Source organism: Paraburkholderia pallida (assembly GCF_004524855.1).
Taxonomy (GTDB): domain Bacteria; phylum Pseudomonadota; class Gammaproteobacteria; order Burkholderiales; family Burkholderiaceae; genus Paraburkholderia; species Paraburkholderia oxyphila.
In genome coordinates this window covers 669,170-681,435 of the sequence record NZ_CP038151.1, presented here as the reverse complement: position 1 = coordinate 681,435, position 12,266 = coordinate 669,170, and the positions used below count along the sequence as shown (strand labels likewise).

At 65.9% G+C, this 12,266-nt stretch carries 12 protein-coding genes; 5 read left to right on the top strand and 7 right to left on the bottom strand.

The annotated features are described in order from the left end of the window. Positions 1-194 precede the first annotated feature (194 nt). The 3 genes from E1956_RS37950 to E1956_RS37940 all read left to right on the top strand — a co-directional run bounded on the left by E1956_RS37950 (position 195) and on the right by E1956_RS37940 (position 1,212). A complete protein-coding gene (locus E1956_RS37950; RefSeq protein WP_134758486.1) occupies positions 195-464 on the top strand; it encodes a hypothetical protein in 270 nt (89 codons plus the stop codon). An 82-nt stretch (positions 465-546) separates the two neighbouring features. Further along, a complete protein-coding gene (locus E1956_RS37945) occupies positions 547-819 on the top strand; it encodes a hypothetical protein (RefSeq protein ID WP_134758485.1) in 273 nt (90 codons plus the stop codon). A gap of 177 nt (positions 820-996) precedes the next feature. After that, on the top strand, positions 997-1,212 hold the full coding sequence (locus E1956_RS37940; RefSeq protein WP_232072386.1) for a hypothetical protein: 216 nt from the start codon (positions 997-999) through the stop codon (positions 1,210-1,212). Positions 1,213-1,277: 65 nt separating this feature from the next. On the opposite strand, the gene E1956_RS37935 is transcribed toward E1956_RS37940, so the two are convergent. Next, entirely contained in the window at positions 1,278-1,523 is a 246-nt protein-coding gene (locus E1956_RS37935) for a hypothetical protein (RefSeq protein ID WP_028220350.1), read from the bottom strand. A gap of 46 nt (positions 1,524-1,569) precedes the next feature. Beyond that, the gene (locus E1956_RS37930) at positions 1,570-2,100 is read right to left on the bottom strand and encodes a lecithin retinol acyltransferase family protein (protein WP_134758483.1); all 531 of its coding nucleotides are present in this window, start codon (positions 2,098-2,100) and stop codon (positions 1,570-1,572) included. Between the two features lie 465 nt (positions 2,101-2,565). On the opposite strand from E1956_RS37930, the gene E1956_RS37925 reads away from it, so the two are divergent. Both E1956_RS37925 and E1956_RS37920 read left to right on the top strand, forming a co-directional pair. Next, complete coding sequence (locus tag E1956_RS37925) at positions 2,566-2,853, top strand: hypothetical protein (protein ID WP_134758482.1); 288 nt, start codon at positions 2,566-2,568, stop codon at positions 2,851-2,853. A 62-nt stretch (positions 2,854-2,915) separates the two neighbouring features. Further along, complete coding sequence (locus E1956_RS37920; protein WP_134758481.1) at positions 2,916-3,710, top strand: PP2C family protein-serine/threonine phosphatase; 795 nt, start codon at positions 2,916-2,918, stop codon at positions 3,708-3,710. 8 nt (positions 3,711-3,718) lie between these two features. On the opposite strand, the gene E1956_RS37915 is transcribed toward E1956_RS37920, so the two are convergent. Genes E1956_RS37915 through E1956_RS37895 form a run of 5 tightly spaced genes read right to left on the bottom strand, consistent with a single transcriptional unit; the run spans position 3,719 to position 12,254 of the window. Then, complete coding sequence (locus E1956_RS37915) at positions 3,719-5,038, bottom strand: sigma-54 interaction domain-containing protein (RefSeq protein WP_134758480.1); 1,320 nt, start codon at positions 5,036-5,038, stop codon at positions 3,719-3,721. Beyond that, the gene (locus E1956_RS37910) at positions 5,035-8,106 is read right to left on the bottom strand and encodes a peptidase domain-containing ABC transporter (RefSeq protein WP_134758479.1); all 3,072 of its coding nucleotides are present in this window, start codon (positions 8,104-8,106) and stop codon (positions 5,035-5,037) included. Before E1956_RS37910 ends, E1956_RS37915 begins: the two co-directional genes overlap by 4 nt. Positions 8,107-8,124: 18 nt before the next feature. After that, a complete protein-coding gene (locus tag E1956_RS37905; RefSeq protein WP_134758478.1) occupies positions 8,125-8,877 on the bottom strand; it encodes a peptidylprolyl isomerase in 753 nt (250 codons plus the stop codon). A gap of 43 nt (positions 8,878-8,920) precedes the next feature. Then, positions 8,921-10,318, bottom strand: coding sequence for a beta-barrel domain-containing protein (locus E1956_RS37900; RefSeq protein ID WP_232072428.1), 1,398 nt, complete (start codon positions 10,316-10,318; stop codon positions 8,921-8,923). A gap of 4 nt (positions 10,319-10,322) precedes the next feature. Then, positions 10,323-12,254 carry an FHA domain-containing protein gene (locus E1956_RS37895; protein WP_232072382.1) on the bottom strand — a complete coding sequence of 644 codons (1,932 nt, stop codon included), beginning with the start codon at positions 12,252-12,254 and terminating at the stop codon, positions 10,323-10,325. Between the last annotated feature and the right edge of the window lie 12 nt (positions 12,255-12,266).

The window sequence follows — 12,266 nt, the reverse complement described above, 5'->3', positions numbered from 1 at the left end:
CCGTGCGCGAACCGTGCCGCGCAGCGGCCCGGCGCACCGCGCACGCGCGCAAACCCCCGTCACAGAAGGCGTCGCGCATCGTACAGCCTGGTTTCCGCGTGGCTGGCACACCCTGTGCATTAAGAGAAGCGAGCCCGCAACACATTGCAGCTCGATCGCCCACTACCCCTGTATTGCCATTCTGGAGAACTGTCATGAGCAAGCTGATGATCGCAGACCTGAGCGCCGCCCAAGAACTCGACCGCCGTGAAATGAGCGCCGTGCGCGGCGGCAACCTTGGCCTGTGGCCCGTCTACTACCCGACGCCGAGCGTGAAGGTCGACACGACCAACTTCACCGCCTCGCAACTGATCGGCCAGTCCAACGACATCGTGAACGAAACGGGCAACGACGTCGCTTTCGCTTCGGACATCCACTCGACGGTCAACCCGGTGCAGAAGGCCAAGAACACGATCAACTTCTGATCGCCGCTCTGGCGGGGCGAGCGCAACACGCTCAATCGTCGTGCCGCCCCTGTCACGTTTCATCCACTTCTGGAGGCTTATCATGTCTTCTATCGTTATCCGCGAGCTGGCCCCCGGGACGGAACTCGACCGCCGCGCCATGTCAGCGTTGCGCGGCGGCTCCAGCAACACGGTCTCCGGTATCGGAGCGATCGCCAACATCAACGTGTCGCCGACTGTCGAGCAAAACATCGAACAAATTCAGGTGGTCAACGTCAACGCGCTCAATAACATCGGTTACATCGGCTCGGGCTTCGGGCCGCTGAATCTCAAAGTCAGCCCCTCGCAATATGCGAACGCCGGTGTGACGTTTTAACCGCTGCCCCACCCCGACGACGCAGACGGTGCCCCACGGCGCCGTCTGCGTCGTCGCATGCGCCGGGCGTCAACTATAGTGAAGACAAGGCGCCGCAAGCTCGCCATCACGGTGCAGCGCCGCGCTTGCGCCGGCGTGCTGCCTTTCCCCTTCGAATCCGCTCGCATGGAGCAGACCATGGGTACTCTCGTCATCAAGGATCTTCCGGAAAGCGTGGATCTGGACAGGCAGGCAATGGCCGCGATCACCGGCGGCGCGCGGATCGGCTCGCATCAGACGATGCTCGCACCGCGGCCGTTCACCGGACTGCGCGTGGCAGTCGCGGACCCGCACACGCCGCGAGGGCTGGCGACCGTCATAGCGGCGCCGCCCCGCCCCACATTGCTACGCTGATTTCCCGCTCGAGTTGCCACGCATCGATGCGCCGATGCACGCCGGCGTGCCACGCGCAAAACGCGTCACGCGCCGGCGCGCGTCGTCATGGCCGGGCGACTGGCTGCCGGCGGAAACACGCACCACGATCCATCGCCATGGCGGAAGAAGAAGATTGCAATCGTGCGCGCGGGATGCACCGCCTCCACGCACACGTAGCGCAGCCGGTTTTCCTGCATGCGGCTGAAGCACACCACATGGGCCGGCACACCGGCATTGGGCGCCAGCCACTTGTCGACGAGCAGGCGCAGCGACGATCCGGTGGCATTCATGACGGTCTCCGAAACAAGGGGTGGCGGCAATGGCTGAACGTGGCGCTCACGCGGCCTGCAGCGCGAACGCGGCGCGATGCGCCTGGGCACGGCGCGCCCGCATCAGCGCGCGAATGGCGCGAAGGGCGGCAAGCGGATGACCGAGGCACGTGCGGACCTGTTCGCTGCGGGCCTTGCCGTCCACGCACCACGTGCAGAAGTGCTCGCAGTTGTTGGTCAGCAGGCGATAGCAGTCTTCGCCCAGGCGGGAGCGCGCACGCGCAACGGCTTCGCGGCCCGCGTAGGTCGCGAACGGATGCGCGACGACTTCGACTTCATGACCGGACGCGAAGCGCTCGAGCGAGACTTCTTCGATCGGGCCGCGATGCAGCGACGTGCACAGACCGGCGTAGTGAATGACCCGGCCCGCGCCGACATAGATACCGTGATGGCTGTAACCCGTGCGACGCGAAACCAGATGAGCGCCAAGCGGCAGTTCGGCGGCGGCGAGCCCGGACTTTTGCGCGATCGAACGGGCAGCGGCGCACGGTGTCGTGCCTGCGCTGCGGGTGTTCGTCGGTTGAAGGTCGGGGCTCATGGCGCGGTCCATCTGGTGGGTTGCTGGCGAAAGGTTTGCCGGTTGCCAACTACCCTGCATCAGCCATGCCAGGCGCGCCGATGACGGCTGCACAAGGCCTGGAGGGAATTCGCGCGCAACCGTGGCCCCGGCATGTTTGCCGCCGGCCAACGGAATGACTTCATGGATGTCGGCGGCAAGCCACCAGATTGGCTTCGAACCGGCGAACGACGGAAGGCAGCCCATGTGTCGGACTACTCACGACGGCGAACGCGGCTTGTGTTGGGACGCGCCCGACCATTGCGCAACGGGGCCGCGAGGCACTAGCATGCGGAGAACGCGTCCCCGTCCCGAGGCGTCTTGCGGGGCAGGCCTCGCAGCGAAAAGACGAGCGAATCCCGGCGTGCGTGTCGCACTGGCATGGCGCTTGCAAGGTAGGAGTGCCGAGCCGCGCGCTTGCGGCCACTCTCTCGATGGAGACCCGACATGAACTCGCTCACGATCACCGACCTTCACCTGCAGCGCGATATCGACCCCAGGGACATGTCGTTCATACGAGGCGCAGGGGCGCCGTGGGTGTTCGGCTGGATTCAGCCCTATGAACCTGCGCAAGCGTCGGCTGGCCCCGTCATCAATCTCTACCAGACCAACAACACGTTCTACGCGAATCAGGTGGTCAATCAGTACCAGATGCTCAACGTGACCAACTCCGCGGCCAACTCGAACGTGCTCGTGGGTGTGGGCGAAAACGGCAAGAATAATGGCCTTGTGTAGGGCCTGAGAGATTAGCGGGGATAGCGGGGGTAGCGGGGAGACAGGCCCTTGCCTTCGGAGGCATGATCGTGACAACCGCACTGCATTGGAGCTCGGCATCGCGCACCGACGTGGGCCGCGTGCGGGCGCTCAATGAGGATGCGTGTCTCGATCTGCCCCAGCAGGGCCTGTGGGCAGTGGCCGACGGCATGGGCGGCCACACAGCGGGAGACCTGGCCAGTGCGATGATCGTGCGCTCGCTCAGCGCACTGGCCACCCTTGCCGCGGCGGGTTCACTGGCGAGCACACAAGGGGCGGCGCGCGGCGCGCTGCAGACGGTGAACCAGCAGCTGCGCGAAGAAGCGGCGCGACGCGGCGTGCGCATGATCGGCAGCACCGTTGCCGTGCTGATGGCGAGCGGGCGCGAGTGCAGCTGGCTGTGGGCGGGTGACAGCCGCATCTATCTCTATCGCGACGCGCGGCTCGAGCCGCTCACGACCGACCACAGCCACGTAGCGGCGCTCCAGGCGCAGGGCCACCTCAGCGCCGAAGCGGCGCGCCACCATCCCTCACAGCATTTGATCACGCGGGCCGTGGGCGCATCGGATTGGCTCGAGCTCGACGAAGGCCGCATCGCCGTGCGCGATGGCGACCGCTTCCTGCTTTGCAGCGACGGCCTGAGCAACGAATTGCAGGCGCCCGAGATGGGACGCGCGCTCGAAGACAGCGACTGCCAGCTCGCTGCCGACACGCTGGTCGACATGGCCTTGCAGGCGGGTGGGCGCGACAACATCACCGCCGTGGTCATCCGCGTCGAAGACCCCGACGCCGGGGATCATACGCTGCTCAATCCCGCCCTGCCCACCGGGCGGCAGTGAACCCGCGCTCAGGACTCCGTCTCGCGATCGGGCTTCTCCGCGTGACGAAAATCCTTCGAGCGAATGCCGTGCTTCTTGAGCAGCATCTGCAGATGCGAGCGGTTCATGTCACAGCGGCGCGCAAGCTCCGCCACCGTGCCGCCGGTCTCCTGCAAACCGCGCTCGAGAAACGCGCGCTCGGCTTCGTCGCTCGCGGCGCGCTTGGCGTCGCTGAGCGAGAGCGGCGCACCCGACGTTTCGGACTCCACCAGACGCAGCGCCGCCGCAGCCGGGCCGGGGCGGATGTCGTCGGGCAGATGCTCGATGTCGGCGGTGTCGCCGGCAAGGCACGAAAGCCGATAGACGAGGTTGCGCAGCTCGCGGATATTGCCCGGATACGCGTAGGTGAGCAGGAAATCGCGCAGCTTGGGCGTCAGCTTCACAGGCCGGCGCTTGAGCTGGCCGGCCGCCTCGTCGCCGAAATAGGCAATCAGCAGGGGAATCTCGTCGCGGCGCTCGCGCAGCGCGGGCAGCGTGACATGAATGACGCTGAGCCGGTAGAAGAGATCCTCGCGAAACTGCCCCTGGGCCGCCAGCTCGCGCAGGTTCCGGTTGGTCGCGGCCACGATGCGCGTGTCCACCGCAATCGGCTCGTCCGAGCCCACGCGCTGGATCTCGTGCGATTCGAGCACGCGCAGCAGCTTCACCTGCCCTTGCAGCGGCAGCTCGCCGATCTCGTCGAGAAAGATCGTGCCCGTGTGCGCGCTCTCGAACTTGCCCTTGCGATCGCTCGATGCGCCCGTGAACGCCCCTCGGCGATGGCCGAACAGTTCCGATTCGAGCAGGTTGTCCGGAATCGCACCGCAGTTGACCGAGATATAGGGCCGCTCGGAGCGCGCGCCGTTGGCGTGGATGACCTTCGCCATCAGCTCCTTGCCGGTGCCGCTTTCGCCGTCGATCAGCACGGGCAGATCGGTGGGCGCCGCCTTTTCCGCAATTTCGAGCGCCGCCAGCAGCTTCGGGTTGTCGCCGAAGATGCCTTCGAAAATGAAGCTGCGCTCGATGAGCGCCTCGCGCCGCCGGTGCGCGGAGGGCGTGAGCGCCTCCGGCTTGTCCACCGCGTCGGGCGCGTCGTGGGTATCGGCTGCTGCCTCGACGAAGCGCTCCTTGCGCGAGAGCTGCATGACTTCGTCGCGCAACGCGTTCGACTGGTTCAGGAGCTTCTCGATCTCCGCGCGTTCGAGCCGCGGCGCCCAACGCAGCGTGGAGCGCAGAATCTCGATCTTTTCGAGCAGCCCGGCATAGGACACCACCGAGCTGCCGAATCCGTGCGGGTCGAAGAGCTTCATGACGCACCCAGCTGTTTCTGGACGAGCTGGTAATACATGCCCTTGCGCGCGATGAGCTCCTCGTGCCGCCCCTGCTCGACGATGGCGCCCTCGTAGAGCACGAGGATCTTGTCGGCCCGCATGATGGTGCTGAGCCGGTGCGCGATGATGAGCGCCGTGCGGCCCTGCAGGATGTCGTGCATGTTCGAGAGGATGTTGCTCTCGGACTGCGTGTCGAGCGAAGACGTGGCTTCGTCGAACACGAGCAGGCGCGGGTCGTGATAAAGCGCGCGCGCGATGCACAGGCGCTGGATCTGCCCGCCCGAGAGGCCCATGCCGCGCTCGCCCACCACCTGCTCGTAGCCGAGCGGCATTTTGGCGATGAACGCGTGCGCGTCGGCCATGCGCGCCACCTCCTCCATGCGGCGCCAGTCCGGGCTCGCGTCGCCGCAGGCGATGTTCTCCGCGATCGTGCCCGAGAACACGAGATTGGTCTGCATCACGTAACCCACCTGGGCGCGGAAGTAAGCGTGGTCGATCGCGCTCATGTCGTAGCCGTCCACGTTGATCTTGCCTTCCGTGGGCGCATAGAAGCCCACCAAGAGTTTCGCGAGCGTGGTCTTGCCGGAGCCGCTGCGCCCGACGATCGCCACCATCTGCCCCCGGCCGATCGAAAAGCTGATGTTCTCGAGCACGTAGGGGGTCTCGTTGCCGCCATAGCGGAAATACACGCTGTCGAACTCGATGTCGCCCTGCACATCGGGCAGCAGCACGCGCGACGCGAGATCCGCGGGCTTCTGCTCGGGCTCGATGTCGAGCACGTCGCCGAGGCGCTCCATGGCCACCGCCGCGTCGTTCATGAGGCTCCAGAGCCCGACGAGACCCATGAGCGGCGCTAGCACGCTGCCCATGAACGCATTGAAAGCAATCAACTGGCCGATGCTCAGTTCCTGATTGAGCACGAGCGTGGCCCCCGCCCAGAGAATCACGATCGTGGTGGTGGCGTTGAGCAACTGGCTGCCGAGGCCCACCATAATGTTGAACGCCTGCGCGCGGTACTGCACTTCGAGCGACTTCGCGTACTTGCGCTCCCACTTCAGCCGCACCGCCCTTTCGATGCCCATGCCCTTCACCGTCTCCACGCCGCCCAGCGTCTCCATCAGCATCGAGCGCGCGTCCGTCGAGGCGGCGAACACCTCGCGCGCATAGCGCTTGATTTTCGGCGTAGCAATGACGGTCAGCGCCATGATGGGGACGACGAACGCGATCAGCAGCAGCGTGAGCTTCACGTTGTAAAGAAACATGATCGTGAAGTAGATGAAAATCATCAGCAGATTGAGCGCCGTGGTGACCGTCGACTCCGTGAGGAACGCGCGGATCGTCTGGTTCTCCTGGAAGCGCGCGAAGATATCGCCGGTCTTGCGGCGCGCGAAGAACGAGAACGGCAGCGACATCGTGTGCTTGAAGAACTGCGACATCATCGAGAAGTCGAGGCTGCGCACCATGAAATTCGACAGATGCGCGCGTATCGTCGCCATCAACTGCGTGAAGACGTGCGAGATGATGAGCCCCACGATCAACAGGTGCAGCAGGCTCACGTTCTGGTGCACGATCACGCTGTCGAGGATGGTCTGGATGATGAGCGGGGGCACCACGCCCAGCATCTGTATCACGAAGGTGGCAAGGAACAGGTGCGCGAGGATCTTCCGGTACGGCAGCAGATAGCCGATGAAGCGCACCCACGGCGAGCGCGTCGCCGCCTGCGCGCCGGTGGTCTCGCCCGCGCTGAACAGCAGGCAGGTGCCGTTCCAGCCGCGCTCGAACGCTTCCACGCTCAGCTTGCGAAAACCCAGCGCCGGGTCCGCCACCCTCACCCACTGCTTCGACACGCCGTACACGACGATATAGTGGTAGCCCTCCCAGTGTGCGATGAAGGGCAGCTCGAAACCTTGCAGCGCCTCGTAGGTGCACTGCACGCCGCGCGCCGTGAAGCCGAGCGACTCGCCGGTGCGCGCGAGGCTGTCGAGCGTCGCGCCCTGCGTGGTCACGTTCGCGAGATCGCGCAGCTTGCCGAGCGTCATCGCAATGCCGTAGTGGCGGCAGATCATCGCGAGGCAGGCCGCGCCGCAATCCATCTCCTCGGCCTGCTCGACCAGCACGAAGCGCTTGATGACGCGCTCGTTGAATTTCGCATCCGCGCCGCTGTCGACGGCGAGCGGCCGGCTGCGGCGCTCGGCCAGCTTCTTCTGCCGCTGCAACTCGCGATCGGTGAAGCGGATGCGCTCCTCCAGCACCTCGCGCAATTTCGGATTGCGCTCGAGCATGAAGTGCACGGTCTTCTCGGGAATCACCAGAAGCCGGACATCGGTGAGCGCGGTCACTGTGGCGAGCTGGTCCTGGCGCAGCAGGCACGCGCGTTCCCCGAAGATCTCGCCCGCGCCCAGCTTCGCCAGCGCGCAGGTGTTGCCGTCTTCCTCGCGTGTGATGCTGACTTCGCCCTGGCGCACGACGTAGAGCCGCATATCGCCGCCCGCGCCCTGGCGCACGATCTCCTTGCCCGCGCTCACGCGCTTGACGCCGACGCTCGACACGTACTCCTCGAGCTCGGCGCGCGAGAGCTTGCCGCGCAGGTCGAACAGCCGCGTGACGAAGCCGCCGGCGGAGCTGATCGCCACGTAGCTCGTCACGAACGATTGCGCGCCCGCGTTTGCGAGCAGCAACGGTTCGAGCGCCGCGCGCGGGATGCAGATCACTTCGGTCTTCGCGGAGGCGCGCACCGAAACTTCGTGCCAGTAGTCGCGCAGCATCGCGATTTCGGCGAAGACCTCGCGCTCCTTGCGTACGCCGAGGCTCGTCTCCTTGCCGCGCTCCTCCGCGATCAGCCGCACCGAGCCCGAGCGGATCACGTAGAGTCCGGCCGCGGCTTCGCCGTGCTTGCAGACCGTGTCGCCGAACGCGTAGCTGCGCACCTGAACCTGCGCCGCGAGGCGATCGAGCTCTTCGCGCGAAAACAGCGAGAGCGGCTCGACCGATGCGAGGAAATCCGTGAGCGTCGGTGCGCTGGCCGGTGCGGGCGCCTGGGTGTCCATATGCGGGCCTGGGCGCACTCAGCGCGCGTCGATGATGTGTTCTTGAGCGCGCTCGGCCAGCCACTCTTCGCGCAGGAGCCGCCTTACCTCGGACGAAACGTCCGCATCGAGCGTTGCCGGATGCTTCGCGCTCACGCAGAAGATTTCGAAGAACGAGCCATCGGGCGCGGGGAACGGGCCGAGCAGATCGCCCACCTGTGCGTTGAACACCTTCGCCTCGATATCCGTTTTCAGTGAGCCGCGCAGCACCTTGCCGATCACACCGCCCCGCTCGCTCGTATCGGCAATCGAGTGCTCGCGCGCCATCTCGCCGAATGCCGCCGGCTCGTCCTCGAGGATCGACATCACTTCTCTCGCCTTGCCTTCGGAATCGACCACGATATGGCTCACCTCGATGCTGTCGAACTTCGGCGAATTGAGCTTGAAATAGCTCTCGACCGCCTCGTCGTTGCAGATCCGGTCGAAGGTCTTTTCCTGGTAGAGCGTGTCGGTGATAAAGCCCTCGAATTCGTCGAGGCTGATGCCGAAGACGTCGAGATAGCGGTTCATGTCCGCCGCGCGGTGCAAGCCCCGCACGCGGCGGAACTGGTCGGCGCGCTGCTGGATTTCGTCGGCGCTCACCTGCAAGCCCATCTTCTTCGCCGCGATGACCGTGAGCCGGTCGCGCACCTGCTGCTCGACCAGGCTCTCGAACTGCCCCGTGAGCTTCAGCACGCGGATGAAATCCTCGGTGCCAATGGTCTCGTCGTCGATACGCACGATTGCCGTCATGTTGTTCCCCTGATGACTGCGTTCTGGATACGGTGTTCTGGATTCAGCCTGCGATCTGCCGGAACGGGTCCAGCGCAAAATCGATCAGGCGTCGCTCGCGCACGACGATCTCGGCCGTCGCCGTCATGCCGTAGCGCAGCGGATACGTCGTGCCGGCGATCGAGAAATAATCGCGCGCGAGGCGCACGCGCCCTTCGTAGACCGGCTCGCGCGTTTGCGCCTGCGGCTTGGTGGTGGGCGAAATGTATTCGAGCGTGCCGTCCACCACGCCGTAGCGCTGGTATGGAAACGCGTTGAACTTCAGCTTGACGGGCAGGCCTTCGTGCAGGAACGCGCGGTCCTGCTCGGCAATGGCTACTTTCACGACCGGGCGCGCATTGGCCGGCGCGATGCCGCCCAGCGGCGTGTTCGCCTGGATCTTGTCGCCGGGCTGGGTGGTGGTCACGTCGGTGATCACGCCCGAGACGGGTGCGAGCACTTGCAGGAAATTGTCCTTGTCGATGTTCTCGAAGCGGATGCGCGCCGCGGCGTCGGCGGCAAGGCGCGCCGTCTGGACCTGCAGCCGCAGCTTGTCCTCCGTGTTGGCGATCTCGCGCTCGGTCGCGTCGTATTCGATGCGCAAGCTCGTGAGCTGCTCGGCGCTGCCTTCGAGCTGTGCCTTCGCCTGCGAGAATTCGTGGCTCGTCTGCGCCTGCAACTCGGCGAGCCGCGCCTGGGCGATCCGCAAGTTGTTGTCCGCCTGCAAATACGCGCTGCGCTTCTCCTCGACCTGGCTTTGCGCAATCCCGCCGCCGCCAGGCAGCGCGAACAGACGCTCGTACTTGTCCTGCTCGTCCTTCGCGAGGTCGCGCACGTGGCGCGCGTTGTCGATATTGGCGCGCGCTTCGTCGAGCTGGGCGTTCTCGGCCTGCGCGAGCTTGCTCGTGCCTTCCGTCACCCGGTTCTCGTGCTGGTGCGCCTCGACGTCGATCTGCGCCTTGAGCGCATCGGCCTTGCGCTCCATGAGTGCCTTCTTTTCGGGGAATTCCTTCCAGTCGCGCTCGGCGTCGTCCAGCTTCAGGCGCGCATCGAGTGCGTTGGTCGCCGCCTGGATCGCACCGCGCGCATTGATGCGGCCAATCACGTCGTCCTTCTCGACCGGCTGCCCTTCGGCGATATAGATATCGACGAGCTCGCCATCCACGGGCGCGTAAATGCGGCGCACCTCGGACTCGGGAGCGAGCGTGCCCTGCGCGCTCACGATCACGTCCGCGCGGCCGATCAGCGACCACGCCAGGCCGCAGACCACGAGCGCGACCATCGCGATCACTGTCGCCTCGATGAGGCGCCAGGGCCGCGCGGTCAGGATCGCGACGCCTTCCACGCTGTGCTCGTCCAGCGCCTCGCCAAGCGGCCGTGGCGGCTCGGCCGCTGGATGCGCTGCGCGAACACGCGCACGCACACGCTCAATGAGACGGGAGAGCTTCACCGTGGTCTCCTGCCGCTGCGAGCTTTTCGAGCGCGCTTGCATGGGCCGCGAATGGCGGCGTGGCGAAATGGGCCGCGCCAAGGCGGTCGTGCACGGCCTGCAGATGGCCCGCGTGCGCCTCGCTGTCGATCTGCTGGTACTGGTCGAGGTCGGCGCGCACCGCGTCGAGACCGGCAAGCCGCGGATAGCGCTGCCCATAGTCGGTCAGCGTCGCGGCGAGCGTGTCCAGACGGTCGCTATCGAGCGCCTTGTCGATCTCCGCCTTGATCCGGTCGAGCGCCGCCACGTAGACCGAATCGTCGCTTTGCAGCTTGCGCAAGTGGCTCAGCGCATCGGCGTACACGGCGGCAAACGCCGGCACATAGGCCGAAATCCGGTCGAGCGCGCGCTGATGCTCGCCTGGGTCGTCGTTCCAGCGGCTCGTCAGCGCGCGGATGGGCGCTTCGTCGCGATAGATGCGGATCGGCGCTTCAGGACCGCCGCGTCCGAGCACGAACGACTGCAGCGCCCCCATCCAGTCGATGTTGTCCACGAGCGGCGCTGCGTCCGCGTTATGGCGCGCGAGCGTGCGCATCTCCTGCACGATCGCCTGCGCGCGATCGAACGCGTGCGCATTGATGGCGTCGATCCACGCCGGCACCTTCGCCTTGACCAGCGCTTCTGTCCCCATCGCGCGCCACGCGCCGTCGTCGGGCTGGCGTGCGAGGTATTGATCGGCCTTCAGCGCCGCGCTTTCGTATTGGCCGCTCGCCAGCAAGGCTTGCATGTCGCGTTGCGGCGCGCCCTGGAACACCGTCGTCGCGACCAGCACGACGAGCGCGGCAAGCACGCCTGCGCCCCACCCTGCGAGCCGACGCATGTTGATGCGCCCGCTGCCGCCCAGCGCCTCGCTCAACTCGCTGAGAAAGGTTTCGACACGTCCGCGCTTGCGCCTCGTGTCCTGGGCGGCTTCGCTGGCGCGGCCGGGCGCATTGGCATCGGGGTTGATCTCGTCGTCCTGGGCCGGGGCCGGCGGCGTGCAGAAAATATCGAGGAACGAATGGGCCGTGCCGACGAACGTCGTGCGCTCGAGGTCCGCTGCGAGGGCGGCCGCATCGGGCCGGCGCGTCGCGGTGGCGGTGGCCTCGCTGGCGCACGCGCTTTCGAGCCCGACGCGATAGACGAAGTGGTCGCCACCGAATGCGAGCCGCTGCCCGTCTTCGAGACGCACGGCCTGTTCGTCGAGACGACGCTCATCGAGGAAGGTGCCGTTGGTGCTGCCGAGATCTTCGACATAGACAGCGTCGTCCTCGGCATAGATATGCGCATGGCGTCGCGACAGGTAGTTCACCTGATGCGGGTAGGCCTCGCGATACTGGGAGAAGGTCTCGTCCGCCTTGCTCACGAGAAACGGAAAGCTCGTGACGACGATCTGCTGCAAGCCCAGATCGCCGCGCTCGGGCGTGAGCGTCACCACCGCCTGGCGCACCGCCTCGCGCGCCGCACGCGGCGCGAAACCAACGCGAAACGAGAGCGCGCCGGCAAAGCACAGCTCATCGCCATCGTTGAGGACATGCGGCTTCTGGGCGACTTCGATGCCATTGACAGCCGTGCCGTTCTTGCTGCCGAGGTCGGCCACATAGGCGGCGCGGCCTTCGCGGAAGATGCGCGCATGACGGCGCGAAAGGTCCACGACGAACTCGGGCCGCGCCGACGCAAACGGCGGCTGGGTTCGCCCCACCGCGAACAGATCCTTGTCGATGCGGATCTCGCCCAACTCCGGATGCGATATCGGACGCAGCACGATATCGAACGTCCGGTCGAGCGAAGTCTCTTTCTCGGCAATCGAAGCGGCGTCAGGCACCATGATTGCGCCAACGATCAGCAGTTGTCCGCCAGACTGCGCGCAGCGCGAGCACTGCGCGCGCACGGACTGTCCTTG